The organism is Streptomyces sp. NPDC089915 (assembly GCF_040684675.1).
Classification (GTDB): Bacteria; Actinomycetota; Actinomycetes; order Streptomycetales; family Streptomycetaceae; genus Streptomyces.
In genome coordinates, this window is the sequence record NZ_JBFBGN010000107.1 from 1 (window position 1) to 24467 (window position 24467).

Genomic DNA, 24467 nt, shown 5'->3' on the forward strand with positions numbered 1-24467 from the left:
GCTGCCGGTGGCTCTCGCCCGAGGAGGTGCGCCGGCGGTTCACCCCGGAGGCCATCGCCCTCCTCCAGGCGGCCGGCAGCCTGAGGGACGGCCAGCTGTGGAGCTGCTCCGGCGGCGGCACCGGCAACGGCTGGGGTCCGCTGCCCCCGCGCGACGACCGGACCGTCTGATGACCCACCCGTCCGGTACCCGCCCCGCACCCGGCCCCGGGACCGCGCCCGTCTTCACGGCCCGCGAGCGGGAACTCCTGGGCCACCTCGCCGAGGGGGCCACCGACCGCGCCATCGCCCACCGCATGGCGCTCAGCCCCCACACCGTCGACACCTACCTGCGCCGCCTGCGCCACAAGACCGGCACCAGCAACCGCATCCAGCTCGCCATCGTGGCCCACACCTCCCTGCGCCTGGCCTGAGGGGCGGTCACCCGGCGTGCCGGGAGAGCCCTCACCGCCGGGCCGCCCCCAGTGCCGTCAGGGCGCGGGTGACCGCCTCGGCCTGGTGAGTGACCCCGGCGAGGTTGGGGTGCAGGACCGTGCAGGCCTCGCCCCGGGCGGGGATCAGCCGGCACAGCTCGGACGGGGCGTCCCGCTGGCCGCCCTCCCCGGTCAGGTCGTCCTTGATGCCGTACATCCAGCGCTGCCCGTCTGCCGCGCACACCCCGTGCCCCGTGCCGGCGGAGTAGGTGTCCACGAACACCGCGCCGGCCCGCCCGGCCTCTTCGCGCAGCAGGGTGTTGACCCGTCGCTCCTGGGAGTCCAGCCAGGGCATGTCCCCCTTGGCGACCGTGCCCAGCTGGGGCCAGCTGCCCCAGCGGCAGCCGCCCGCCTCGGCCACGACGGCCGGATAGCCGACCACCGCCACCTTCGCGCGCGGTGCGCGGGTCCGGATCTCCCGCAGCAGGGTGGCGAAGTCGGCCCGCAGCGCGGTGAACCGTCCCTCCAGGGCGGTGGCCGCCGCGCCGCCCGCGTAGTGCGTGGAACAGGGGCTGCCCAGCCCGAAGGCCGCGAGCCCCCGCTCGACGCACTTCTGGACGATGTCGGCGAAGCCGACGGAGTTGCCCCCGAGCCCGACCGTGACCAGGTCGGTCCCGGCGGAGACGGCCCGGACCTGGGGCGGGCGCGGCGCCCAGCCGCCCTTGGGCGGTACGGACGGTGGGCCGCTCATGTCGGTCTGCGGCTCCAGCGCGCCGGCTCTGACCTCGGCGCCGGAGCAGGTCACGTCGGTGAGCCGGACCTTCAGCCGGGCGGCGGTCTGCCGGGGGTAGTTCACTGCCGAGCGGCCGCAGCCGTCGCCCTCGGCCCAGGGGCGGACGAAGGCGCCCGCGCTGTAGGAGTCGCCGAGGGCGACCCAGTTCAGCGGGGGAGCCTCGGCGGCCGCCGCGGGGGCGAGTGCGGCGGCCGCCGCCGCGAGGGCGGTGGCGGCGGCGAGTGCGATGCGGGTGGCGGCGTTCACGGCTACGTCCTTCCGTCGGCGCCGGTCGACCCTTTCGACCAGCGGCTATGACGTAACGTAGCGTGCTCGGTTACGGAGAGTAGCCAATCTGCGCGTAAACCACCCCTTGGAGTGGTCGTCTGAGCGGTTGCCCCCGGGGGCTACTGCCCGCCGTGGGCGCGGGTGATGAGGTCCGTCGCGACCTCCAGGGCCGCCAGCCGGGTCGCCTCCGGGTCGGCCTCGTCCACGTGCTGGAGGAACATCATCCCCGCGTGCAGCGTGAACAGGGCGCTCACGCAGCGCACCTGGTCCGCCAGCGGCCCGTCCTCCGTGCGCAGCAGCTCGACCAGGGTGAAGATGCGCTTCTTGACGGTCTCCCCGATGCTCAGCTCGCGCATCGTCGCCTGGTTCTCGTGCATGAACCGGTACAGCTGCGTGCCGGCCACCATCGCCTCGCTGTAGCGGCGCAGCATCTCGCGCTTGGTCTCCAGCGTCCTCGGCTGTTCCTGCGCCCATTCGATCAGCTCGTCGATGGGCCGCGTGCGGTCCTCGAAGACGCTGATGATGATGTCTTCCTTGGTCTTGAAGTGGTAGTAGAGCGCCGCCTTCGTGACCTCCAGCCGCTCCGCGATCTCGCGCAGCGAGGTCTTCTCGTACCCCTGCTCGGCGAAGAGCTCCAGCGCGACGTCCTGGATGCGCTGGCGCGTGTTCCCGCGCCTGACCTGCGGTCCCGTGCCGCTGGAGCTGCTGGACATGTGTCTCCCCACGAACTTACTTGACGCCCGGCTAGTGACGGGTCTACCTTCCCCAGTGTAGTGAACTAGCCGGGCGGCAAGTAAGTGCCCGCGCAGGGATTGAAGAGATCGGTGTCACGGGGAGTGGACATGAGCGACGCAGTCAAGCAGGCCGGGAGCGCGGAGGAGGTGAAGCCGCGCAGCGTTCGCGTCGTCCTCATGGCGCTCATGATCGCCATGCTGCTCGCCATGCTCGACAACATGATCATCGGCACCGCGATGCCGACCATAGTCGGCGAGCTCGGCGGCCTCGAACACCTCTCCTGGGTGGTCACCGCCTACACCCTGGCCACCGCCGCCTCCACCCCCATCTGGGGCAAGGTCGGCGACATGTACGGGCGCAAGGGCTCCTTCCTCACCTCGATCGTCATCTTCCTGGTCGGCTCCGCGCTCAGCGGCATGGCCCAGGACATGGGCCAGCTGATCGGCTTCCGCGCCATCCAGGGCCTGGGCGCCGGCGGTCTGATGGTCGGCGTCATGGCGATCATCGGCGACCTGATCCCGCCCCGTGAGCGCGGCAAGTACCAGGGCATGATGGCCGGCGTGATGGCCCTCGCCATGATCGGCGGCCCGCTGGTCGGCGGCACCATCACCGACCACATGGGCTGGCGCTGGTCCTTCTACATCAACCTCCCGCTCGGCGCCGTCGCCCTCGCGATGGTCACCGCGGTCCTGCACCTGCCCAAGAAGACGGGCCAGGGCGAACGGCCGAGGATCGACTACCTGGGCGCGGCCCTGCTGACCGTGGCCATCACCTCCACCGTCCTCGTGACGACCTGGGGCGGCACCGAGTACGCCTGGGGCTCCGCGGAGATCGTCGGCCTGATCGCGGTCGGCGTCCTGTCCATCGCCGCCTTCCTCTGGGCCGAGACCAAGGCCGCCGAGCCGGTCATGCCGCTGCACATCTTCCGCAGCCGCAACTTCACCCTGATGTCCGTCATCGGCTTCCTCGTCGGCTTCGCCATGTTCGGCGGCGTGCTCTACCTCCCGCTCTTCCAGCAGGCGGTCCAGGGCGCCTCCGCCACCAACTCCGGCCTGCTGCTCCTGCCGATGCTGCTCTCGATGATGGTCGTCTCGCTCGTCGTCGGCCGCATCACCACCAGCAGCGGCAAGTACAAGGTGTTCCCGATCGTCGGCGGCGCCCTCATGGTCGTCGGGCTCTTCCTGCTCGCCACCATGGACACCGGCACCTCGCGCCTGGTCTCCGGCGTGTACATGGCCGTCCTCGGCGCCGGACTCGGCTTCCTGATGCAGATCACCATGCTGGTCGCGCAGAACAGCGTCGACATGAAGGACATGGGCGTCGCCTCCTCCTCGGCCACCCTCTTCCGCACCCTCGGCGGTTCCTTCGGCGTGGCCCTGATGGGCTCCCTGTTCACCTCCCGGGTCACGGACACCATGTCCGAGCGCCTCGGCCCGCAGGCCGCCCACGCCGCCGGCTCCGCCCAGCTCGACGCGGCCAGCCTGGCCAAGCTGCCCGAGGCCGTCCGCGACGCCTACCAGCACGCGGTGGCCGCCGGTACGCACTCGGCGTTCCTGCTCGGCGCGGTGATCGCCGTACTCGGCTTCGCGCTCGCCTGGTTCGTCAAGGAGGTCCCGCTGCGGGGCGCGGGTCCGGCCCAGGCCGGCGGCGCCGACGACGCCAAGGCCGCCTCCTCCCCGGCGGACTCGTTCGCGCACTGACGCGCACGGCTCCAGAGCACGCCCCAAGAGGCGGGTGGGGTCCGGGTTCTCCCGGGCCCCACCCGCCTCTTCGCGTGTCTGAGGAGGCCCGAGGGGCATCCGGGTCCACCGTGGCTAAAAAGGACTAAAGTCCTCATTACCTGGAATTTATGGGGCAATTGAGGGGAACCTTCTCAGGTTCGAAGGCGTCCTGATCCACATGACGCGCACGCAGAAGCACAGCCTCCGAGCCCGGATAGCCGTCGCCGCCTCGGCCGCGGCCGTCGCCGCCACCGTCTGGGGGGTCACCGTCCTGGTCCCCGCCGGTGACGACCACTCCTCACCCCGCCATGACAACGCGTCACGTCAGAGCGGTGCGCCGGACGACGGGAAGCCGGGCGGCGCCGGCGCGACGCCCTCCCCCTCCTCCGGCGTGCCCGAGGACATCGCCCACGCCTCCGAGGCCGGCGGGAACGCCGTCAACATCACCATCGACGACGGCCCCGACCCCCGCTGGACCCCGCAGGTCCTCGACGTCCTGGCCAAGTACGACGTGAAGGCCGTCTTCTGCATGATCGGCCCGCAGGCCAAGGCCCACCCCGACCTGGTCAAGAAGGTCGTCGCGGCCGGACACCGGCTCTGCGACCACACCATGGACCACGACACCACGATGGCCGCCAAGCCCGTCGCCTACCAGCAGGCGCAGATCCTCGACGCGAAGAAGCTGATCGAGGAGGCCGCGGGCGGCGGCGCGAAGGTCGAGTACTACCGCGCCCCCGGCGGGGCGTTCACCCCCGACAGCCGGCGCATCGCCGCGGCCGCCGGGATGCGCCCGCTCGGCTGGAACGTCGACACCAAGGACTTCGGCAAGCCCGGCACCGCCGCCATCGTCGCCAACGTCAAGCGCGAGATGGGCAACGGCCCCACGATCCTCTTCCACGACGGCGGCGGCGACCGCCGCCAGACCGTCGCCGCCCTCGACCAGGTCCTGGGCTGGCTGCGGGACCAGGGGCGGCCGACCGGCTTCCCGGTCCGCACCGCCCCCTGACCGCCCCCGCCCTGACACGCCGTCGACCGGCGAACGGGTGACGGTCGGCGCCCCGGCCCCGCACGCGGTGTTCCCTGGTCGCGCACGCAAACCCGTACACCCAGGAGGCCACCGTGATCCCCGCCGACCAGCTCACCGACCCCGCCGTCCGTGCCTTCGTCGCCGCCGTCAACGCGGGCGACCGGCAGGCCTTCGCCGCAGCCCTGACGCCCGGCGCGACCATGTCCGACGACGGAAGCGACCGCGACCTGGACGACTGGGCCGACCGCGAGATCTTCTCCTCCAACGGCCGCATGGACGTCGAGTCCGAGGCCGACGGCGGCCGCGCCCTCGTCGCCGACTACCGCAACGACACCTGGGGCGCGATGCGCACCGCCTGGCGGTTCACCGTCTCCGACGGCCGCGTCAGCCGCTTCGAGACCGGCCAGGCCTGAGCACCCGGCCCGCGCCGCCGCACCCGGCCCGCGCCGCCGCCCCCGGGCTACAGCCCCCGCGCCACCTCCAGCACCGCCGCCGTCAGGGGCCCGTTCTCCGGGGCCAGCCCGCCCGGGAAGCCGAAGCGGCGGCGGGTGTAGCCGTACGCGATCCCCGTCACCGGGTCGGCGAAGCCGTTGGCGCCCGCCGCACCGCAGTGCCCGAAGGCCTCCGGGCCCACCGCGTGCTGCTTCTCGAAGCCCAGCCCGAAGTGGTCCGCCTCCGGCACCACCGCGTCCTGGCCCGGGGTGTGCAGCCGCGCCACCTCGGCCGCCGTCCGCGGGGTCAGCAGCGCCGGCAGGCCGTTCAGCCCGCTGATCGCGGCCGCGTACAGGGCCGCCACACCGCGCGCCGTGCCGACGCCGCCCGCCGAGGCCGGGCCGAGGACCTTCACCTTGGGGTGGTTGGCGTACGCGACCATGTCCATCGGCGGCTCGACGTGCATGTTGAACGCCGTCCGCATCAGCTCCGGCATCGGCCCGCCCGAGGTCAGCAGCTCCAGCTGCGCCGGCGTCGGCAGCATCTCCAGCACCGGCTTCCAGCGGCCCTCCAGCGCCTCCGGCAGGCCCATGTACAGGTCCAGCCCGTACGGCGCCCGCACCCGCTCCTCGTAGACTTCCTGGAGCGAACGGCCCGTCACCCGGCGGACCACCTCGCCGGTCAGCGCGCCGATCACGAAGGCGTGGTACCCGTACGCCGTGCCCGGCTCCCAGTGCGGCTTCTGCCCGGCCAGCGCGGCCGCCACCAGGGCGTCGTCCGCGATCAGCTCGTACGAGAACTCCTCGACGGCGATCAGCCCGGAGCCGTGCGCCACCAGCTGCCGCACCGTCAGCCGCTCCTTGCCGTCGCCCTTGAACTCGGGCCAGTACTCCACCACCGGGGCGTCCAGGTCCAGTACGCCCTCCTGCGCCAGCAGCGCCACCACCAGGTGGGCGGCGCCCTTGGTGATGGAGAAGACCCCGCTCAGGGTGGCCCCGTCGGTGTCCTCGCCGCCCCACAGGTCCACCACGGTCCGGCCGTGGCGGCGCACCGCCAGCTGGGCCTCCGGGGAGTGCGGCTCCGCCGCCACGAAGGCCTCGAACGCCTCCCGGACCGGCTCCCAGCCCGGCTCCACCGTCCCCTGAATCAACATGCTCATGACATCCCCCGCAACTTTCCTGGACCGATCCGTCGTTCGCGGCACAGACAACCAGAGCCGATCGGCTCATATGCACGACGTGGCCGGAATCTGTCACCTGTGCCCCCGCGCCCCGCTCACGTACGGGTGAACGCGCACGCGCCGACGTTCCGGCCCGCCCCGGGGACCGTTGGACGGGGCATGAAGCGCACCCGCACCGCCGCTCTCACCGTCGCCGCCGTCGCGGCCCTCACCCCCGCCCTCGGCCAGGCGGCCGCCACCGCCGCCGACGGCAAGGGCAACCTCCCCCAGGACCCGGTCGGCAGTGGGAAGGCGTGGAGCAAGGACCAGAAGCACAAGGTGGAGGGGGAGGCCCGCTTCCACCCGGGCGTGCAGTACGAGACCGTCACCCGGCCCGGCTCCGAGGCCGCGCCCGAGTGGGAGCGCAAGGTCGGGGACCCGAACACGCTGGCCTGGATGCCCTCGTACGAGTTCGCCTGGACGGTCTCGGACGTGCTGGTCAACAAGGGCCTGACCACGAAGAACGGCAAGCACGCCATCACGGTGCACGCCGTGCTGCGCGACGCGCGGGACACCGTGGTCGCGGAGGTGGACAAGAAGCTGACCGGGCAGGCCGCCACGGGCCGGCAGAAGGTCGCGGGCGGAAAGCGGATCGCCTGTGACACCGGTGACTACACGGTGGAGTGGACGGTCGACCGCCCCGGCTACGCCAAGGTCGGCGGCACGCTGCGCTGGAACTCCAGCTGCGAGCAGTACCGGACGGCGTTCGCCGCGGAACGTGCCGGGAAGTAGCCGCGGGGGATCCCCGTGGACGGACGGGGACCGGGAGGCAGGAGGCCTGCCGCCCTGCGCGCCTTGTGGGCGCTCGTCGGGCGACGCGGCCACGGCTCTTGGATCAAGTGCCGTCGGCCATTCTGCCGTACGGGAAGGGGCGCGACGGGGGTCGAAGGTCCCGTCTCCGCCGGTTTTCAGCCGTTCTTCTTGGCCTCGTTCGCCTTCGACGCGATGCCCTCCAGGACGGCCTTCGGGTCGCCGTTGGGGTCGAGCGCGTGCCCGATGCTGCGCTTGATGGTGTCGCTGACGGTCACCCAGGACGGGTCGTTGACCGGGTAGAGCTGCGCGCCGCGCAGGGCGGTCAGGAACTGCTCGTCGTTGCGGTCGAGGCCGCCGCCCGAGGGGGTGCGGGAGGCCGAGACCGTCGAGGGCAGCAGGTGGTAGCGGCCGGCGAAGTCCGACAGGTTCTTGTCCTGGTACACGAAGTCCAGGAACTTGCCGATCTCCTCGCCCTTCCCGTTCTGCTTGAACGCCATCATCCAGTCGGCCACGCCGACGGTCGGCGGGGTCTCGCCCGTGCCGAGGTTGTCCGAGATGGGCATCGGGACGGCGTTGACGGTGATGCCCTTGGCGCGGGCCTCGTGCAGCAGCGAGGGGTAGCCGTTGACCATGCCGACCTCACCGCGCAGGAACGCGGCGAAGGCGTCGGCGCGGTTGAACTGCGACGGCGGGGTCGGGCCGGTGAGGCCCGGGGAGACCAGCTTCTCCTTCAGCCAGCGGAAGGTCGCGATGTTCTGGTCGGAGGCCAGGCTGTAGTTGCCGCTGCTGTCGGCGTACCCGCCGCCGTTGCTGAGCTCCCAGATCATCGCCTCGGCGTGCGCCTCCTCGGGGCCCAGCGGCAGCGCGACCGGGTACTTCACGCCCTTGTCCTTGAGCGCCTTGGCGTCGGCCGTGAGGTCGGACCAGGTCTTCGGCGGGGAGGTGATGCCGGCCTGCTTGAACAGGGCGTCGTTGTAGAAGAGCAGACGGCTCGACGCCACGAACGGAAGGCCGTAGAGGGTGTTGCCGACGGAGCCGGCCTCGGCGAGCGGCTGGAGGAAGTTCGCCTCGGCGCTGATCGAGAGCAGTTCTTCCGCGGAATAAAGCTTTCCCTGGGCCGCGAAGTCCGAGTAGGAGCCCATCAGGGCCATGTCCGGCGCATTGCCGGCCTTGACCATACGGGAGACCTCGCGGTCGATGTCGGCCCAGGGCAGGAGCTGTACCTGGACCTTGATGCCGGGGTTGGCGGCGGTGAAATCCTTTGTGACCTTGTCCCAGAAAGTCTTGGAGCTGGTGGCCGCGGTGTCACCGTATTCGGCGGCCACCAGACGCAGCGTGCCACTGTCGCTGCTGGCGCCGCTATCGGAAGATCCGCAGCCGGACAGGGTTACGAGCAGACCGAACACGGTTGCCGTGGCGGCCGCGCCGAACATTCTTCGTCGCACGGGTGGATACCCCTGATTTTCTTTTGAGTCCCGTTATTACTTATGAGTTGCTCCGGGCTGGGGTGTCCCGCCGTGGCCCGTCCTGGCCGGAATTCTCTCCTGAGGGCGGCGGAGTTGTTTCCATTGGGTCGGCACTTGTGTTCAATGCTCCAAAACCGCTTTTCTCCCTTTGTGTTTTCGAATATGTCGCGCCGGAATGGGACGCGCGTAGACATGCCGAAAAGCCCGTTTCCTTCCGGAAACGGGCTGCGGGGGTGGCTACCGGGGGTGCGGGTGGATCAGTCGGCGAACTCGCCGGCGTACGGGTCGGGCTCGCCCGTCTCGGGGTTGCGGCCCTCCTGCCAGCGGCGCTGGGCCTTGCGCCAGTGCACGAAGCTGAGGTGGCCGGCGTCCCAGAAGGTGATGCCGACGGGGCTCACGTCGAACTCGTCGGAGCACATCCGCAGCAGGAACTCGGCCATGCCGTACGGGTACACCGCGAAGGTCTCGGCGGTGTGCCGCCCGACGACCAGGACCGGCCAGCGGTCCGGGTCGGGGTCGGTGGTGAGCCAGCACAGGATGTCGGCGCCCGCGGTGACCCCCCAGGCGATGATCGACTCGGGGTCCACGTCGAAGGCGGCCCGGCCGCCCCCGGCCTCCCAGGCCTGCCGGGCGTTGGCGGTCTCCTCGGCCATCTCCGCGGGGTCCCACTGGAGCCCGGGCTTCGGCAGGGGCAGCAGGACGCCGGCCTCTCCGTTGATGGACCCGGCGCCGAAACGGCCCATGAACGCGACGAAGTCGGAGGGGAAGCGGGTCCCCCAGACCGCCTCGGCCGTCTGCCAGTCGACGTCCTCGTCGGCACCGTGCGTCGCCGGCATGATCTGCTCCAGCGCCTTGATCCGCGCGTTCTCCGTCATGCCCGCCGCTCCCCTGACGCCCCACGTCAACCGCCCCAACCTACCGCCCGCAAGCGCCGTGACCTAGGGCCGGTCGAGACGCTCCACCGAGACGCTGGCGCCGACCCGCAGCCCCCAGGCCGCCATGGCCCCCGCCTCCGCCTCCAGGACGTGCCGGGCGCGCGGGCGGGGGAGGCCGAGGCGGCCCGGGGGCATGGTGGTGAGGGCGATGACGCGCAGGCGGCGGTCGAGGTAGGCGACGTCGATGGGGAACCGCATCCGGAAGGTGTGCACGGAGGCGGCGGGGGTGAGGAGGAGCGCCCCCTCGACGCCGTCCCGGCCGAGGAGGCCGCGGGTGCGGGCGCGGTAGGAGGCGGCGATCTCCAGGGGGAGGGCGGTGGTCGGGGTGCGCAGGGTCGCGGCGCCGTCCTGATAGGCCATGCGGCCACCCTAGGCTCGGCCGCCCGGCGGGGCCGGGGGATTCGCCGCAAACGCCGGCGGGGCCGAAACCGGTCCCGCTACCTTCGGCGGATGGGCGTAGTCGTGATCGTTCTCGCCGCCGCGTACGGCGCGGCCGTCGGGTCCGGGCTGCCGCGGGCCGCCTACCGGCTCTCCGTCGAGCCCGGTGAGCCCTGGCGTGCGCACCACCCCGACGGGCGGCCCCTCGCGGGCTGGTTCGGGGCCGGGGGAGCGGGGCCCCGCCGGGCGCCCGCCGGGGTCTGCGCGGCCGTGTGCGGGGTGCTGGCGGCCGCCGGCGGGCTCCGGCCCGAGACGGCGGTGTTCGTCGGGCTGGCGCCGCTCGTCGTCCTGCTCGGGATCGTCGACCTCGCCGTCCACCGGCTGCCCGACGTCCTGACCCTGCCCCTGGCCGGAGCCGCCGCCGCCCTGCTCGGCGCGGCCGCCCTCCTGCCCCGCGCCGCGGGCAGCTGGCGGGGGGCCCTGCTCGGCGGGGCCGCGCTCGGGGCGGCGTACCTGCTGCTGTTCCTGGTCAACCCCGCCGGCATGGGCCTCGGGGACGTCAAGCTCGCGCTCCCGCTGGGGGTCGCTCTTGGGTGGTACGGGTGGGGGGTATGGGCCGCCGGGGCCTTCCTCGGGCTGCTCTACGGGGCCCTGTACGGCCTCGCCCTGCTGCTGACCAGCCGCGCGACCCGCAAGGACGGCTTCGCGTTCGGGCCCTTCATGGCCGCCGGAGCCCTCACCGGAGTGCTCCTGGGCGGATTCGGAGCGTAATCATTTCGCGCCGATGCACGCAGGACGCTTTACGAAGGGTTATGGTGGAACCCCCCCCTCGGGCCGGTCCGTATCCCCCCCACGGACCGGCCCGTTTTCTCTTTCGCCCGCGGCGCGGGCAAAAGCGCAGGTCAGCCGCGCTGGGCCCAGATGTTGGTGCCGGGGGTGGAGACCGCGAAGGAGTCGATCTCCTTCAGCTCCTGCTCCGAGAGCGGCGCACCGGCCAGTGCGGCCACGTTCTCCTCCAGCTGCCGGACGCTCGACGCGCCGATCAGGGCCGAGGTCATGCGCTCGTCCCGCAGCACCCAGTTCAGCGCGAGCTGGGCCAGCGACTGGCCGCGCCGGGCGGCGATGTCGTTGAGGCCGCGCAGCCGGCGCACCACGTCCTCCGAGAGCAGCGCCGGGTTCAGCGACTTGCCCGCGGCGGCCCGGGAGTCCTCCGGGATGCCCTGGAGGTACTTGCCGGTGAGCAGGCCCTGGGCGAGCGGCGCGAAGGCGATGCAGCCCATGCCGGCCTCCTCCAGGGTGTCCAGCAGCCCGTCCTCCTCCGTCCAGCGGTTGATCATGGAGTACGAGGGCTGGTGGATCAGCGGCCGCACGCCCATGTCCCGCAGGATCCGGACGGCCTCGGCGGTCTGCTCCGCCGTGTACGAGGAGACGCCGACGTACAGCGCCTTGCCCTGCTGGACCGCGGACGCGAGGGCGCCCATGGTCTCCTCCAGCGGGGTCTCCGGGTCGAAGCGGTGCGAGTAGAAGACGTCGACGTAGTCGACGCCCATCCGCTTGAGGGAGGCGTCCAGCGAGCCGAGGAGGTACTTGCGGCTGCCCCACTCGCCGTACGGGCCGGGGTGCATCAGGTAGCCGGCCTTCGTGGAGAGGACCAGCTCCTCGCGGTAGCGCGCGAAGTCCTGGGCGAAGATCTTGCCGAAGTTCAGCTCGGCGGAGCCGGGCGGCGGGCCGTAGTTGTTGGCCAGGTCGAAGTGGGTCACGCCGAGGTCGAAGGCGCGGCGGAGGATCGAGCGCTGGGACTCCAGGGACTTGTCGTCACCGAAGTTGTGCCAGAGGCCGAGGGAGATGGCGGGGAGCTTGAGGCCGCTGCGACCCGTGCGCCGGTAGGGCATGGAGTCGTAGCGGGAGTGGTCTGCCCGATAGGGATTGGTATCAGTCACGTTGTCCTTGCTATCACGGACTTGTGACCGACCGAGTTGGGTACCCGATCCCGCCGCGCAGTAATGTGGCGGGGACTCGGGGGAGACCGCAATTCGCACGGGGGCATGGCACGGAGGGGCTGGAAGATCGTGAAGCTGCGCGACCTGGTGTACAGGCTCTATGCACGCCGGGTGGAAGGTCGCCTCGACCATGACGCGTCGCCCAAGCACATCGGCGTGATCCTGGACGGGAACCGGCGCTGGGCCAAGGCGTCGGGAGGGACGACGGAGCAGGGCCACCAGGCCGGCGCCGACAAGATCTCCGAGCTGCTGGGCTGGTGCACCGAGACGGACGTCGAGGTGGTCACCCTGTGGATGCTGTCCACGGACAACCTGGACCGGCCGGAGGTCGAGCTCCGCCCGCTGCTCAACATCATCGAGAACACCGTCAGGGGCCTCGCCGAGGACGGGCGCTGGCGCGTCCACCACGTCGGGAACCTGGACATCCTGCCCTCCCGGACGCAGAACGTGCTGAAGGAGGCCGAGGAGGCCACCCACGGCATCGGCGGGATACTCGTCAACGTCGCCGTGGGCTACGGCGGCCGCCAGGAGATCGCGGACGCGGTCCGCTCGCTCCTGCTGGAGCACGCCGAGAAGGGCACCTCCTTCGAGGAGCTCGCCGAGGTCCTGGACATCGACCACATCGCCGAACACCTCTACACGCGCGGCCAGCCGGACCCGGACCTGGTGATCCGCACCAGCGGCGAGCAGCGGCTGTCCGGCTTCATGCTGTGGCAGAGCGCGCATTCCGAGTACTACTTCTGCGAGGTCTTCTGGCCGGCCTTCCGCAAGGTCGACTTCCTGCGGGCCCTGCGCGACTACGCCGCCCGCCACCGCCGGTACGGGACCTGACACCTCCGGCCGAAAACCCCTCGGAGCCACTCCGGACCCGCCCGCCCCCTTGGTGAAGCCTTCACCCGGGGTTCACCCAGCGTCCGTCATATGCCATGGCATGGGCGCCCTCGTTCACGGGCATAAGCCTTGCAGGTCGATGCCCGATCCACGGGTGTCGAGTCTCAGCGGACGGCACAGGGCCGTCCGCCCGGGAGGCCCTTTGCACCAGGACGAGCGTGCGGTTCGCACGGACGGAATGGAGGGCCGGAAAGCGGCCCTGGCACAGGCGCCGTTGACCGGTCCGGTCTTCATGGCCCGACCTCTTCCGAGGGGGTACGTCCTTCCGTGGTGACCAGCACAAAGCGCCGCCTGTCCGACAGGCGGACCTACGTCCTCGACACCAGCGTCCTGCTGGCAGACCCCAACGCGATCTCCCGCTTCGACGAGCACGAGGTCGTGCTCCCGATCGTGGTGATCACAGAGCTGGAGGCGAAGAGGCACCACCCCGAGCTCGGCTACTTCGCCCGTCAGGCCCTGCGCCTGCTCGACGACTTCCGGGTTCGCCACGGCCGCCTCGACGCCCCCATCCCGCTGGGCGATCTGGGCGGGACCCTGCGCGTCGAGCTCAACCACTCCGACCCCGGCATCCTGCCGGCGGGATTCCGGCAGGGGGACAACGACTCGCGCATCCTCGCGGTCGCCCGCAACCTCCAGGCCGAGGGCTACGACGTCACCGTCGTCTCCAAGGACCTCCCGCTGCGCATCAAGGCCTCGTCCGTCGGCCTCCTCGCCGAGGAGTACCGGGCGGAGCTCGCCATCACCGACGCCGGCTGGACCGGCATGAGCGAGCTGGCCCTCTCCGGGGAGCAGGTGGACCTCCTCTACTCCGAGGAGCGGCTCTACGTCCCCGAGGCCGCCGAACTGCCGGTGCACACCGGCCTGATCCTCCAGTCCGAGCGCGGCAAGGCCCTGGGCCGGGTCACCGCCGACGGCAACGTCAAGCTCGTCAGGGGCGACCGCGACGCCTTCGGGCTGCACGGCCGCAGCGCCGAACAGCGCATCGCCCTGGACCTGCTGCTCGACCCGGAGGTCGGGATCATCTCGATGGGCGGCCGGGCCGGCACCGGAAAGTCGGCGCTGGCGCTGTGCGCGGGCCTGGAGGCGGTCCTGGAGCGCCGGCAGCACCAGAAGGTGATGGTCTTCCGCCCGCTGTACGCGGTCGGCGGCCAGGACCTCGGCTACCTGCCCGGCGACGCCGGCGAGAAGATGAGCCCCTGGGCGCAGGCGGTGTTCGACACCCTCTCCTCGGTCGCGGGGCGCGAGGTCATCGAGGAGGTGCTGAACCGCGGGATGCTGGAGGTCCTCCCGCTCACGCACATCCGGGGCCGCTCGCTGCACGACTCCTTCGTGATCGTCGACGAGGCGCAGTCCCTGGAGCGGAACGTCCTGCTGACCGTTCTGTCCCGGATCGGGGCCAATTCGCGGGTCGTTCTGACCCATGACGTGGCCCAGCGCGACAATCTGCGCGTCGGCCGGTACGACGGAGTGGTCGCCGTCGTTGAGAAGCTGAAGGGGCATCCGCTCTTCGCCCACGTCACGCTCACCCGCTCCGAGCGCTCCCCGATCGCCGCGCTCGTCACGGAGATGCTCGAATCGCTCTGATCGCCCAGGGGGTGCGAGGAGGGCCCGTAAGGGTCAAATCCCCCATACCGGGACGGTGAGTTGGCGCCGTCCGGCAAAGGCCCAGGAGCCTAGCCGGACGGCGTCGTTCCGCACAGGCCTTTGCCGAAAACAGCGGCGGCACGCCTGGTGTGACCTTTCCCACGCAACGCGGAATTGCCTTGCGGCGTCGAGGTCCGGCAGAGTCTGTTTTCCGTCAGGCCCCGCATACGGCACACCTGTATCTCCCGTTGGGATACGCGCAGCACCACAACTCCACAGCCGTCGACCGTATGCCGCCCGGTTTCACGCGGCAGCCCCCGCAAGGGAGTTGCCCACGGGCCCGTGTCTCCAGTGACCAGAACACCACGGAGTCCAGTGTCTAAGGGGCACTCTTGCGCCCGCGCGGTCACTGCGGACGCTGCTGGAAGGACACCGTGTGAGCCGGATCTCGGTCCGGGGGTTCGCAGTGGCTTCGGCCACCGCGGTCACCACCGTCGGCGCAGTCGTCGGCGTCGCCACTGGCGATGCCGCCACCTCGAACGACCTCGAGACGACCGCGTCCGGAGCGACGCTCCTCCAGGACATTCCGGTCGGCGAACAGGCACAGGTCCAGAGCGGGTCCCTGGCCCAGCAGGCCGACGCCATCGCCCACGCCGCCGACGACGACGCCAAGCGCTCGACGGAGGAGGCCGCCCGCATCCAGGCCGCCGAGGACGCCAAGGCCAAGAAGGCCGAGGCCGAGAAGGCGGAGCAGGCGAAGAAGGACGCGGACGCCAAGAAGCTCAAGGACGAGCGCGACGCCGCGGAGGGCATCGCCAGCCGCTCGGCCACGCGCGACGCCGGCGACTTCCCGCTCCAGGGCTCCTACACGATCGCCCAGGTCAAGGACATCGCCCGGCAGCTGGTCCCCTCGGGCCAGTTCCAGTGCTTCTCCAACATCATCAACGAGGAATCGACCTGGAACTACCAGGCCGTGAACTCCTCTTCGGGCGCCTACGGCCTGGTCCAGGCGCTCCCCGGTTCGAAGATGGCCTCGGCCGGCTCGGACTGGCGCACCAACCCGGCCACCCAGATCAAGTGGGGCCTGGGCTACATGAACGAGCGCTACGGCAGCCCGTGCAGCGCCTGGAGCTTCCACCAGGCCAACGGCTGGTACTAGAGGCCCGGCGGACGACGCCCGCGCACAACCTCGGGGAACCCCACACCGTCCTACGGTGTGGGGTTCCTCGCGTGTACGGTCGTGCGAGGTCCGGCCGCAGGGCGGGGGAAGGGAACGACATGGCGAAGAGGACGGGCTGGCTCGGCCGGCTCGGCAGAGGGCTGAGCCGGATGGAGGCGCGCCTGGACGAGCGGCGGGCGGAGGTCGAGGCGGAGGCCGAGGCCGACGTGGAGCCGCCGGAGCTCCCGCCGGCCCCGGTCCCCGAACCGCCGGCCCCCGCGGCGGCGGCCGCGTTCGAGGGCGTCCCGCCGGTCGTCCGGCCCGACCCGGCGGCCGTCATCCCCTGGGGGGTGCGCGTCGCCGCCGAGGCCAGCTGGCGGCTGCTGCTGCTCGCCGGGATGGTCTGGGTGCTGATGAAGGTGATCAGCGAAGTCCGCCTGGTCGTCCTCGCCTTCGCCGCCGCCCTGCTCGTCACCGCGCTGCTCCAGCCCTTCGTGGTGCGGCTGCGCCGGATCGGGCTGCCGCGCGGGCTGGCCACCGCCGTCACCGCGGTCCTCGGCTTCGTCGTCATCGGACTGGTCGGCTGGTTCGTCGTCTGGCAGGTCATGGAGAACCTCGACGACCTCTCCAGCCGGCTGCGCGAGGGCATCAACGAGCTCAAGAGCTGGGCACTGGACAGTCCGTTCCACGTGACCGAGAAGCAGATCAACGACATCGCCAAGAACCTCAGCGAGACCATCGGCACCAACACCGAGGAGATCACCTCCGCCGGTCTCCAGGGCGTGACGGTCCTCGTCGAGGTGCTGACGGGCATGCTGCTCGCGATGTTCTCGACGCTGTTCCTGCTCTACGACGGCCAGAAGATCTGGAACTGGGTGCTCGGCCTGGTCCCGTCCGCCGCCCGTCCCGGCGTCGCCGGCGCCGGTCCGCGCGCCTGGCGCACGCTGACCGCGTACGTGCGCGGCACGGTCCTCGTCGCGCTCATCGACGCCGTGTTCATCGGCCTCGGCATCTACTTCCTCAAGGTGCCGATGGCGGTGCCGCTCGCCGTGTTCATCTTCCTGTTCGCCTTCATCCCGCTCGTCGGCGCGGTGGTCTCCGGAGCCCTCGCGGTGGTCGTGGCCCTGGTGACCCAGGGGCCGTTCACCGCCCTGATGGTGCTGCTCGTGGTGCTGGCCGTGCAGCAGATCGAGGGGCACGTGCTCCAGCCCTTCATCCTGGGCCGGGCCGTACGGGTCCACCCGCTCGCCGTGGTGCTGTCGGTGGCGGCCGGCGGGATGATCGCCGGCATCGGGGGCGCGGTCGTGGCCGTGCCGCTGGTCGCCGTCACCAACACCGTCGTGGTCTACCTGCGCGCGTACTCGCGCGAACGCCGCCTCGCCCCCGCCTCCCCCACCGGCCCCGGGCCGCACGGGGCCACCGCCGTACAGGCGGTGGAGCGGGAGGGCCGGGGGTGATCGGCGAGCCCGAGATCGAGGGGGAGTGGGCCGTGCGGGAGCCCGCCTCCTTCGCCGCCGGCGGCGTGGACACCCTCGCACCGGCCGGGCGCGCCGGGCCGTCGCGGGCGGCGCCCTGGCGCTGGGCGCTGGGCGGGGCCGTGGCCGCGTCGGCGGTGTGGGGCGGGGCCCTGGTGGTGCAGGAACGTTACGGCGGGGCCGGGCCGCCGATCCGCTACCGGCACAGCGAGCAGCTGTGCGCGGAGACCCCGTTCAAGGCGGTCGGCACGGCCCTCGGCAGCCTGGGCGTGGGCATGCCGAGCCATGGGGAGGGGCCCGCGCTCGACTGGTCGTACTGCTTCGCCGCCGGCTCCAGGGGCGAGCAGGCGTTCACCCACGAGGCCCAGGTCCTGGTCGAGCTGCACAAGAAGGCCGATCCGGCGACGGAGTTCGGCGCGCGGCCGGAGGTGGACCCGTTCGCCGGCTCGCCGCCCCTCGCGGCCGAGGCGGTGCCCGGACTGGGCGAGCGGGCGCGGTTCTCGGGCGAGGCGCAGGCGCCGCGGCTCCAGGTGCTCGACGGCGGGACGGTGGTCACCCTCACCGTCCGCTGGTGGAGCAAGGGGGGCCCGGGCGCCGCCGACGAGGTCGACGGGGACGCCGTCAAGGCGGCGATGATCGAGGACGCCCGCGCCCTGCTGGCCAGGCTCCGGAAGTAACTCCCGTGTACGCACCGCGCCCCGCGGCCGGAAGGGCCGCGGGGCGCGGGGAGCGGACGGGGTCCACTCGTACGGGTGAGCCCCGTACCGGTGACTACTCGGCGGCCAGGGCCGCTTCCGCGTCGAGGGTGACGGCGACGGCCTGGATCACCGAGGCGATCTTGAAGGCCTCCTGGATCGTCTCGCGGTCCAGTCCGTGCTTGCGCAGGACCTGCTCGTGCGAGTCCAGGCACTGGCCGCAGCCGTTGATGGCGGAGACCGCGAGCGACCAGAGCTCGAAGTCCACCTTCTCCACGCCCGGGTTGCCGATGACGTTCATCCGCAGGCCCGCGCGCAGCGTGCCGTACTCCGGGTCGGAGAGCAGGTGCCGGGTCCGGTAGAAGACGTTGTTCATCGCCATGACCGCGGCGGCGGACTTGGCGGCGTCGTACGCCTCCGGGGACAGCGCGGCCTTCGCCTCGGGCTCCAGCTCACGCAGGACGCGCGGGGAGCGGGCGGCGATCGCGCAGGACAGGACGGTGCCCCACAGCTGCTGCTGCGTGAGGGTGTCCTGGTTGCCGATGACCGAACCGAGGTTCAGCTTCAGGTCCTTGGCGAAGTCCGGTATGGCGGACTTGAGGGAGTCGAGGGACATCCGTCACTCACCGGCCAGCAGGGCGCCGGCGTTCAGGGTGTCCTCGCCCTTGTTCCAGTTGCAGGGGCACAGCTCGTCGGTCTGCAGGGCGTCGAGGACCCGCAGGACCTCCTTGGGGTTACGGCCCACGGAACCGGCGGTCACCATCGAGAACTGGATCTCGTTGTTCGGGTCCACGATGAAGACGGCGCGCTGGGCGAAGCCGTCCTCGCCCTGGATGCCGCAGGCCTGCATCAGCTCGTGCTTGGAGTCGGCCAGCATCGGGAAGGGCAGGTCACGCAGGTCGGCGTGGTCCTTGCGCCAGGCGTGGTGGACGTACTCGGAGTCGCCGGAGACGCCGAGGATCTGGGCGTCGCGGTCGAGGAACTCGTCGTTCAGCTTGCCGAACGCGGCGATCTCGGTGGGGCACACGAAGGTGAAGTCAGCGGGCCAGAAGAAGACGACGCGCCACTTGCCCTCGTAGCTCTTCTGGTCGATCTGCGCGAACTCCTTGCCGGCTTCGAGCGAGACGCAGGCGGTCAGGTCGTAGCTGGGGAACTTGTCACCGACAGTGAGCACGAACTCTCCTTGCGGAATGGAAAGTGACCCTTTTGGGGGCTTTCCGAGAGGGTTGGACGGATCTCACATGCTGACACAGCTGCATTGATTACGGAAATAGCTAGTCTTGTGGCGGGTGATCGGAGGTACCTATCAGTGGCTGTGAGTAGTAGAGGACAGAAGCAGCCGACGCTGGCGCAGCTGCGCGCCTTCGCGGCGGTCGCGGAACACCTGCACTTCCGGGACGCCGCCGCCGCGATCGGCATGAGCCAGCCCGCGCTCTCGGGGGCGGTCTCCGCGCTGGAGGAGGCCCTCGGCGTGCAGCTGCTGGAGCGCACCACCCGCAAGGTGCTGCTCTCCCCGGCGGGCGAGCGGATCGCCGTGCGGGCGCGGGGCGTGCTCGACGCGGTCGGCGGGCTGCTGGAGGAGGCGGAGGCGGTACGGGCCCCCTTCACCGGAGTGCTGCGCCTCGGGGTGATCCCGACGGTCGCCCCGTACCTGCTGCCGACCGTCCTCGGGCTCTTCCACCGGCGCTTCCCCCGCATGGACCTCCAGGTCCACGAGGAGCAGACGGCCTCCCTGCTGGAGGGTCTGGCCGCCGGACGCCTCGACCTGCTGCTGCTCGCGGTCCCGCTCGGTGTCCCCGGGGTGTGCGAACTCCCCCTCTTCGACGAGGACTTCGTGCTGCTCGCGCCGCGCGACCATCCGCTGGCCGGGCGCCGGGACATCCCGCGCGAGGAACTGCGCGGCCTACAGCTGCTGTTGCTCGACGAGGGGCACTGCCTGCGCGACCAGGCCCTGGACATCTGCCGGGAGGCCGGACGCACCGCCGGCGCCGACGTCACGACCACCGCCGCCGGGCTCTCCACGCTGGTCCAGCTGGTCGCCGGGGGGCTCGGGGTGACCCTGCTGCCGCGCACCGCGCTGCGGCTGGAGACGGCCCGCAACGAGGCCCTGGCCACCGGGTACTTCGCCGAGCCGGCCCCCTCCCGGCGGATCGCCCTGGCCATGCGGACCGGGACCGCCCGCCAGGAGGAGTTCCGCGCCATCGCGGCCGCCCTGCGCGAGGCGGTGCGCCCGCTCCCCGTCTGGCCCACCGACTGACGGGCCGGAACCGGGAGCGGGCGCACCGGCGCGCGGGGGTCACTCCGTGCGCAGGCCGTCCGGGCGCGTCAGGCGGAGCAGGGGCGGCAGGGTCAGCAGGGTGACCGCGGCGACCAGGCCCGCGCCGGCGCCGGTCAGCGTGAGCACCGCCGTCCAGTCGACCCGGACCGGGACCCGGGCCATCGCCATCAGCGCCGCGCCCAGCCCGATGCCGGCCGCCGCCGCCAGGACCAGCCCCAGGGCGACGGGCAGGGCCGTCTGCCAGAGCACCGACAGGCTCAGCGTGGAGCGCCGGGTCCCGAAGGCGACCAGGGCGGACAGCAGCCGCCTGCGCTCGCGCAGCTGCTGGAGCTGGGTGACCAGCAGGCTGGTGCCGATCAGCACCAGCACCGCGACCGCGCCGAGGAGCAGTCCGGCCTGGATCCCGGCGAAGGCGGGGTCCTGCCGGGTGGCCCGCAGCGAGGACACCGTGGCGAGGGGGTCCCCCTTGAAGGCGGCGGTCCGCACCCGCTCCAGCGTGTCCGCCGCCGACCCGTCGGTCTGGACGTAGACCCGGGCGGTCTGGGAGCGTCCCGTGTCCTTCGGCGCGACGGACGGGGTGACCAGCACTCCCGTGGGGATGCGGCCCGCGGGGTCCTCGCGGGCGGGGACGGTGCGGGCGGCGGCCGGGACGGTCCACTCGACCGTCTTCCCGCCGAGGGCGGCCGAGGACTCCGCGGACATCCGGACGTCGCCGGCGAAGACGTGCTCGCCGGGCGCCAGGGCGGTGCCCGGCGCGTCGCCGCCGACGAGGAAGGCGTCGCCCTCCTTGCAGGAGCCGAGGTCCGCGATCTCGGCCAGCGCCTGGCAGGTGCCGACGGTCACGTCGGACGAGTCGAGGGTCGGGAACCTCCGTGCGGCGCTGACGACGGTCAGCGCGACGGTCCGGGTGACGCCCGGGGCCTCGCCGATCCGCCGGGCGACGTCCTCGACGCGGGCCGAGGTGCCGCTGTGGAGCATGACCTGGGCCGAGGCCCGGGCCGGGTCCTGCCCGGTCTCCCGCGTCACCTCGCCCTCGACGCCCGAGAAGAGCATCTGCAGGGCGATGGCCCCGGCGACCGCGACCGCGATGCCGTTGACCAGGCGGGCGGAGGAGCCGCTGGAGACCTGGAGCCGGCGCACCGCCAGCTGCCAGGAGACGGGCCCGCCGCTCATCCGGCCGACGGAGCGCTCCAGCAGCCAGGGCAGCAGGGCGGTGATCCCGACCAGCAGCAGCACCACACCGCCGCCGACCTGCCACTGGTTGAACCGGCCGCCGTCGTTGCCGTGGCCCGCCAGCGGCGCGAGCAGGCCGATCCCGCCGAGCGGCAGCAGCAGCCGCCACCAGACGCGGCGCGGGCGCGGCGCCTCCGTCCGCAGGACGCCCAGCGGCTCGATGACCACCCGGCGCAGCGCGAACAGGGTCACGGCCAGGGCCGCCGCGGGCACGGCGAGGGCCACCAGGACGACCAGCCCCGGCGCGGGGGTGAGGTCGGCCGGGAAGACGCTGCGCTGCCCGAGGGAGAGCGAGCCGGCCAGTGCGCGGCCGGCCGCGAAGAAGACGGAGCCCAGCACCAGCCCGGCCACCGCTCCGGCCAGCGCCTCGCCGGCCGCGATCCGCCGGACCGTCCGGCCGTCGGCGCCGATCAGGCGCAGCGCCGCGAGCCGCTGGTCGCGCCGCTCCCCGCCGGAGCGGACGGCGGCGGCGATGAACACGGCGACCGGCAGCAGCAGGGCGACGAAGGTCAGCAGGACCGTCAGCATCAGCACCGGGCTGAGCTCCGGGCGGTCCGGTTCGCCGAACCCGGTGACGCGCTTGACGCGGAACTCGCCCGGCCCGGGCTCCGGGAGGCTCTCGGCGCCCTGGTAGAAGCTGAGTTCGGCCGGGCCGGTGAGGCCGGCGTCGCCGATCACCGAGCCGATCCGGGCGTCGAGGCGGTCGCGCAGCAGCGCGCCGTCGTCCGACCGCAGCAGCTCCGCGAGCGCGGGGGAGACGGCCAGTTCGCCGGGGGCCGGGAAGGCCTTCAGCCCCGGCGGGAGGGGGGCGGCGGGGCCCTCCGGCCGTAGCAGCCGGCCCTCGACGTCCTGCCCGCGGTACGTCGTGTTGGCCGTCGCGACCAGCAGGGTGTCGCGGCCGGGCCGGTCGGCCGTGGGGGCGCCGAGGACGGCGCGGGCGTCGGCGCGTTCCGCCCGGGCGGCGAGCGCGCCCGGGATGGCCGTGCTGATCAGCAGCAGTGCGACGCCGAGGCCGACGCCGACCCCGGTGAACAGGGTGCGGGTGCGGCCCTCGCGGCCGCCGAGGGCGAACCGGGCGCCCAGGGCCAGGTCCCGGAGCCATCTCCGGAGCACGTTCATATCGCCGGTTCCATATCGCGGGTGCGGCCGTCGCGGACGATGATCTCGCGGTCGGAGTAGGCGGCGACGCGGGTCTCGTGCGTGACGAGGACGACGGCGGCGCTCGCGGCCCGGGCGGCCTCGGTGAGCAGCTGCATCACCAGTTCGCCGTTGAGGGAGTCCAGGGCGCCGGTGGGTTCGTCCGCGAAGACCACCCGGGGCCGGGTGACCAGGGCGCGGGCCACGGCCACGCGCTGCCCCTGCCCGCCGCTGACCTCGCCGGGGCGCTTGGCGCCGATGTCCTCGACCTGGAGCCGCTCCATCCAGCCCAGGGCGGTCGCCTCGGCCTCCCGGCGCCTGACCCCGGCCAGCCGCAGCGGCAGCGCGACGTTCTCCACGCAGGACAGCTCGGGGACGAGCTGTCCGAACTGGAAGACGAAGCCGAACTGGCCGCGGCGCAGGGCGCTGCGCTCGGCGTCGCCCATGGCGGTCAGGTCGCGGCCGTCGTAGGTGACGGTGCCGGAGTCGGGCGCGACGATCCCGGCGAGGCAGTGCAGGAGCGTGGACTTGCCGGAGCCGGAGGGACCCATGACGGCGACGACCTCGCCGGGGTGGATGGAGAACGCGGCCTCGTCGAGGGCCTTGGTGGTGCCGTAGGCCTTGCACAGGCCGGTGGCGACGAGGAGGGATCCTGCGGGGGTCATCGGCGCACCTCACGGGCGAGCTGGTCCAGCCGGGCGGAGGTGAGTTCGAGCCAGCGCAGGTCGGCCTCCAGGTGGAACAGGGCGTGGTCGCAGACCAGCTGGTCGGCGAGGTCTCCCTTGCGCTTGCGCTGGGTCAGGATGCGCATCAGGCGCAGGTGCTCGGTGCGCTGGACGTCCAGCAGGTTGTCGGCGCTGCGGCCGGTGAGGAGCGCGAGGACCACCTTCGTGAAGAGGGTGGACTGGAGGTAGGGCTCCGGCTTCTCGGCTTCGCCGAGCCACTGCTCGACGTCGGTGATCCCGGCGTCGGTGATGGCGTACCGCTTGCGGTCGGGGCCGCCGCCGCTCTCGATCCCGTCGACCTCGACGAGGCCGTTCTTCAGGAGGCGGGACATGGTCGAGTAGACCTGCCCGTAGGCGAGCGGCCGGTCATGGCCGAAGTTTTCGTCGAAGGCGCGCTTGAGGTCGTAGCCGTGGCGCGGGCCGGCCTCCAGGAGGCCGAGCAAGGTGTGGCCGATGGACATGGCGGCGACTATACACGGGGTGTATACGCTCGGTGTATAGATGCCGGGTCGGATTGGTTTTCCCAGGTGGGAGCGGGTTCGGTGGTCCTGAGCCCCGGTTGCGGGTGCGGACGTACGAAGCCGGGCGCGCGGGGTGCGCGCCCGGCCGGGGGGTGGGACCGCTCAGGACTCGGGGGTGTTGCGGGGTCGCCCGCGGGGGCGGATCGGGGCGGCGTCGCCCGGCAGCCGCCCGTGCTCGGACAGGGCCTTGCGGAGCAGGAACTCGATCTGGGCGTTCGCGCTGCGCAGTTCCTCCCCGGCCCAGCGGGCGAGGGCGTCGTAGACCTGGGGGTCGAGCCGCAGCAGCACCTGTTTGCGCGCCTGCCGCCCGGCCCGGGCGGGCTTGGCCTCCGCGGGGGCCGGCTCGTGCTCCTGGTGCGGCGCGGAGCCCGGGCCCGGGCCGGAGCCGGCTCCCGGGCCCTGGGCCCCGCCGGGGCGGGGGGCGGCGGGGGTCACTGGTAGAGGGTGCCCGTGTTGACGACCGGCTGGGCGGCGCGGTCGCCGCAGAGGACGACCATCAGGTTGGAGACCATGGCGGCCTTGCGCTCCGGGTCCAGGTCCACGATCTCCTCCTCGGCCAGCCGGTTCAGGGCGAGCTCCACCATGCCCACCGCGCCCTCGACGATCTGCTTGCGGGCCGCCACGACCGCGC

The 24467-nt window shown here is 72.3% G+C and carries 25 protein-coding genes and 1 pseudogene; 12 read left to right on the top strand and 14 right to left on the bottom strand.

Annotated elements, in window-relative coordinates; translation table 11 throughout:
- The first annotated feature begins 169 nt into the window (after positions 1 to 169).
- The gene (locus tag AB0O29_RS25995; protein WP_365155571.1) at positions 170 to 412 is read left to right on the top strand and encodes a helix-turn-helix transcriptional regulator; all 243 of its coding nucleotides are present in this window, start codon (positions 170 to 172) and stop codon (positions 410 to 412) included.
- A gap of 31 nt (positions 413 to 443) precedes the next feature.
- Here AB0O29_RS25995 and AB0O29_RS26000 read toward each other — a convergent pair whose 3' ends face one another.
- Together AB0O29_RS26000 and AB0O29_RS26005 are read right to left on the bottom strand one after the other, a co-directional pair.
- Positions 444 to 1451, bottom strand: a complete 1008-nt coding sequence (locus AB0O29_RS26000; RefSeq protein WP_365155574.1) for an SGNH/GDSL hydrolase family protein — start codon at positions 1449 to 1451, stop codon at positions 444 to 446.
- Positions 1452 to 1591: 140 nt separating this feature from the next.
- The gene (locus AB0O29_RS26005) at positions 1592 to 2185 is read right to left on the bottom strand and encodes a helix-turn-helix domain-containing protein (protein ID WP_365155577.1); all 594 of its coding nucleotides are present in this window, start codon (positions 2183 to 2185) and stop codon (positions 1592 to 1594) included.
- Between the two features lie 129 nt (positions 2186 to 2314).
- Between AB0O29_RS26005 and AB0O29_RS26010 the strand changes: the two genes are divergently transcribed.
- The 3 genes from AB0O29_RS26010 (at position 2315) to AB0O29_RS26020 (ending at position 5368) form a co-directional block, all read left to right on the top strand.
- Positions 2315 to 3907, top strand: a complete 1593-nt coding sequence (locus tag AB0O29_RS26010) for an MDR family MFS transporter (protein WP_365155580.1) — start codon at positions 2315 to 2317, stop codon at positions 3905 to 3907.
- Between the two features lie 199 nt (positions 3908 to 4106).
- On the top strand, positions 4107 to 4934 hold the full coding sequence (locus AB0O29_RS26015; protein ID WP_365155583.1) for a polysaccharide deacetylase family protein: 828 nt from the start codon (positions 4107 to 4109) through the stop codon (positions 4932 to 4934).
- Positions 4935 to 5047: 113 nt separating this feature from the next.
- Positions 5048 to 5368: a nuclear transport factor 2 family protein gene (locus AB0O29_RS26020; protein ID WP_365155586.1), complete on the top strand. Its 321-nt coding sequence runs from the start codon at positions 5048 to 5050 to the stop codon at positions 5366 to 5368.
- A 47-nt stretch (positions 5369 to 5415) separates the two neighbouring features.
- Here AB0O29_RS26020 and AB0O29_RS26025 read toward each other — a convergent pair whose 3' ends face one another.
- A complete protein-coding gene (locus AB0O29_RS26025; RefSeq protein ID WP_365155626.1) occupies positions 5416 to 6540 on the bottom strand; it encodes a serine hydrolase domain-containing protein in 1125 nt (374 codons plus the stop codon).
- Positions 6541 to 6726: 186 nt separating this feature from the next.
- Between AB0O29_RS26025 and AB0O29_RS26030 the strand changes: the two genes are divergently transcribed.
- A complete protein-coding gene (locus AB0O29_RS26030; RefSeq protein ID WP_365155589.1) occupies positions 6727 to 7338 on the top strand; it encodes a hypothetical protein in 612 nt (203 codons plus the stop codon).
- Positions 7339 to 7514: 176 nt separating this feature from the next.
- Here the strand turns inward: AB0O29_RS26030 and AB0O29_RS26035 are convergent, their stop codons facing one another.
- From AB0O29_RS26035 to AB0O29_RS26045, 3 genes are all read right to left on the bottom strand, one after another.
- Complete coding sequence (locus tag AB0O29_RS26035; protein WP_365155629.1) at positions 7515 to 8792, bottom strand: extracellular solute-binding protein; 1278 nt, start codon at positions 8790 to 8792, stop codon at positions 7515 to 7517.
- 290 nt (positions 8793 to 9082) lie between these two features.
- Positions 9083 to 9700: an SMI1/KNR4 family protein gene (locus AB0O29_RS26040; protein WP_365155591.1), complete on the bottom strand. Its 618-nt coding sequence runs from the start codon at positions 9698 to 9700 to the stop codon at positions 9083 to 9085.
- A gap of 63 nt (positions 9701 to 9763) precedes the next feature.
- The gene (locus AB0O29_RS26045; protein WP_365155594.1) at positions 9764 to 10120 is read right to left on the bottom strand and encodes a DUF192 domain-containing protein; all 357 of its coding nucleotides are present in this window, start codon (positions 10118 to 10120) and stop codon (positions 9764 to 9766) included.
- A 90-nt stretch (positions 10121 to 10210) separates the two neighbouring features.
- Here AB0O29_RS26045 and AB0O29_RS26050 point away from each other — a divergent pair, with 90 nt between their 5' ends.
- Positions 10211 to 10909: a prepilin peptidase gene (locus tag AB0O29_RS26050; RefSeq protein WP_365155597.1), complete on the top strand. Its 699-nt coding sequence runs from the start codon at positions 10211 to 10213 to the stop codon at positions 10907 to 10909.
- Positions 10910 to 11040: 131 nt separating this feature from the next.
- Here AB0O29_RS26050 and mgrA read toward each other — a convergent pair whose 3' ends face one another.
- Positions 11041 to 12078, bottom strand: coding sequence for an L-glyceraldehyde 3-phosphate reductase (gene mgrA, locus AB0O29_RS26055; protein ID WP_365155600.1), 1038 nt, complete (start codon positions 12076 to 12078; stop codon positions 11041 to 11043).
- A gap of 129 nt (positions 12079 to 12207) precedes the next feature.
- On the opposite strand from mgrA, the gene AB0O29_RS26060 reads away from it, so the two are divergent.
- The 5 genes from AB0O29_RS26060 to AB0O29_RS26080 all read left to right on the top strand — a co-directional run bounded on the left by AB0O29_RS26060 (position 12208) and on the right by AB0O29_RS26080 (position 17924).
- Positions 12208 to 12969, top strand: coding sequence for an isoprenyl transferase (locus AB0O29_RS26060; protein WP_365155632.1), 762 nt, complete (start codon positions 12208 to 12210; stop codon positions 12967 to 12969).
- Between the two features lie 327 nt (positions 12970 to 13296).
- Entirely contained in the window at positions 13297 to 14613 is a 1317-nt protein-coding gene (locus tag AB0O29_RS26065; protein WP_365155603.1) for a PhoH family protein, read from the top strand.
- A 436-nt stretch (positions 14614 to 15049) separates the two neighbouring features.
- Positions 15050 to 15772 carry a transglycosylase SLT domain-containing protein gene (locus AB0O29_RS26070; RefSeq protein ID WP_365155605.1) on the top strand — a complete coding sequence of 241 codons (723 nt, stop codon included), beginning with the start codon at positions 15050 to 15052 and terminating at the stop codon, positions 15770 to 15772.
- 119 nt (positions 15773 to 15891) lie between these two features.
- Positions 15892 to 17229: an AI-2E family transporter gene (locus AB0O29_RS26075; protein WP_365155607.1), complete on the top strand. Its 1338-nt coding sequence runs from the start codon at positions 15892 to 15894 to the stop codon at positions 17227 to 17229.
- A complete protein-coding gene (locus AB0O29_RS26080; RefSeq protein WP_365155610.1) occupies positions 17226 to 17924 on the top strand; it encodes a hypothetical protein in 699 nt (232 codons plus the stop codon). Before AB0O29_RS26075 ends, AB0O29_RS26080 begins: the two co-directional genes overlap by 4 nt.
- A gap of 94 nt (positions 17925 to 18018) precedes the next feature.
- Here the strand turns inward: AB0O29_RS26080 and AB0O29_RS26085 are convergent, their stop codons facing one another.
- Together AB0O29_RS26085 and AB0O29_RS26090 are read right to left on the bottom strand one after the other, a co-directional pair.
- A complete protein-coding gene (locus tag AB0O29_RS26085) occupies positions 18019 to 18558 on the bottom strand; it encodes an alkyl hydroperoxide reductase (protein ID WP_365155613.1) in 540 nt (179 codons plus the stop codon).
- 3 nt (positions 18559 to 18561) lie between these two features.
- Entirely contained in the window at positions 18562 to 19116 is a 555-nt protein-coding gene (locus AB0O29_RS26090; RefSeq protein WP_344164315.1) for a peroxiredoxin, read from the bottom strand.
- 135 nt (positions 19117 to 19251) lie between these two features.
- Here AB0O29_RS26090 and AB0O29_RS26095 point away from each other — a divergent pair, with 135 nt between their 5' ends.
- Positions 19252 to 20199, top strand: a complete 948-nt coding sequence (locus AB0O29_RS26095) for a hydrogen peroxide-inducible genes activator (RefSeq protein WP_365155616.1) — start codon at positions 19252 to 19254, stop codon at positions 20197 to 20199.
- A 39-nt stretch (positions 20200 to 20238) separates the two neighbouring features.
- Here the strand turns inward: AB0O29_RS26095 and AB0O29_RS26100 are convergent, their stop codons facing one another.
- The 5 genes and pseudogenes from AB0O29_RS26100 to AB0O29_RS26120 form a co-directional block, all read right to left on the bottom strand.
- Entirely contained in the window at positions 20239 to 22572 is a 2334-nt protein-coding gene (locus tag AB0O29_RS26100; RefSeq protein WP_365155619.1) for an FtsX-like permease family protein, read from the bottom strand.
- Positions 22569 to 23255 carry an ABC transporter ATP-binding protein gene (locus tag AB0O29_RS26105; RefSeq protein WP_365155621.1) on the bottom strand — a complete coding sequence of 229 codons (687 nt, stop codon included), beginning with the start codon at positions 23253 to 23255 and terminating at the stop codon, positions 22569 to 22571. The genes AB0O29_RS26100 and AB0O29_RS26105 overlap by 4 nt, the downstream gene beginning before the upstream one ends.
- Complete coding sequence (locus AB0O29_RS26110) at positions 23252 to 23776, bottom strand: PadR family transcriptional regulator (protein ID WP_365155624.1); 525 nt, start codon at positions 23774 to 23776, stop codon at positions 23252 to 23254. Before AB0O29_RS26110 ends, AB0O29_RS26105 begins: the two co-directional genes overlap by 4 nt.
- Positions 23777 to 23938: 162 nt before the next feature.
- Positions 23939 to 24124, bottom strand: a complete 186-nt coding sequence (locus tag AB0O29_RS26115; RefSeq protein WP_365155635.1) for a hypothetical protein — start codon at positions 24122 to 24124, stop codon at positions 23939 to 23941.
- A gap of 143 nt (positions 24125 to 24267) precedes the next feature.
- A pseudogene (locus AB0O29_RS26120) lies at positions 24268 to 24467 on the bottom strand (SPFH domain-containing protein); the annotation flags it as partial.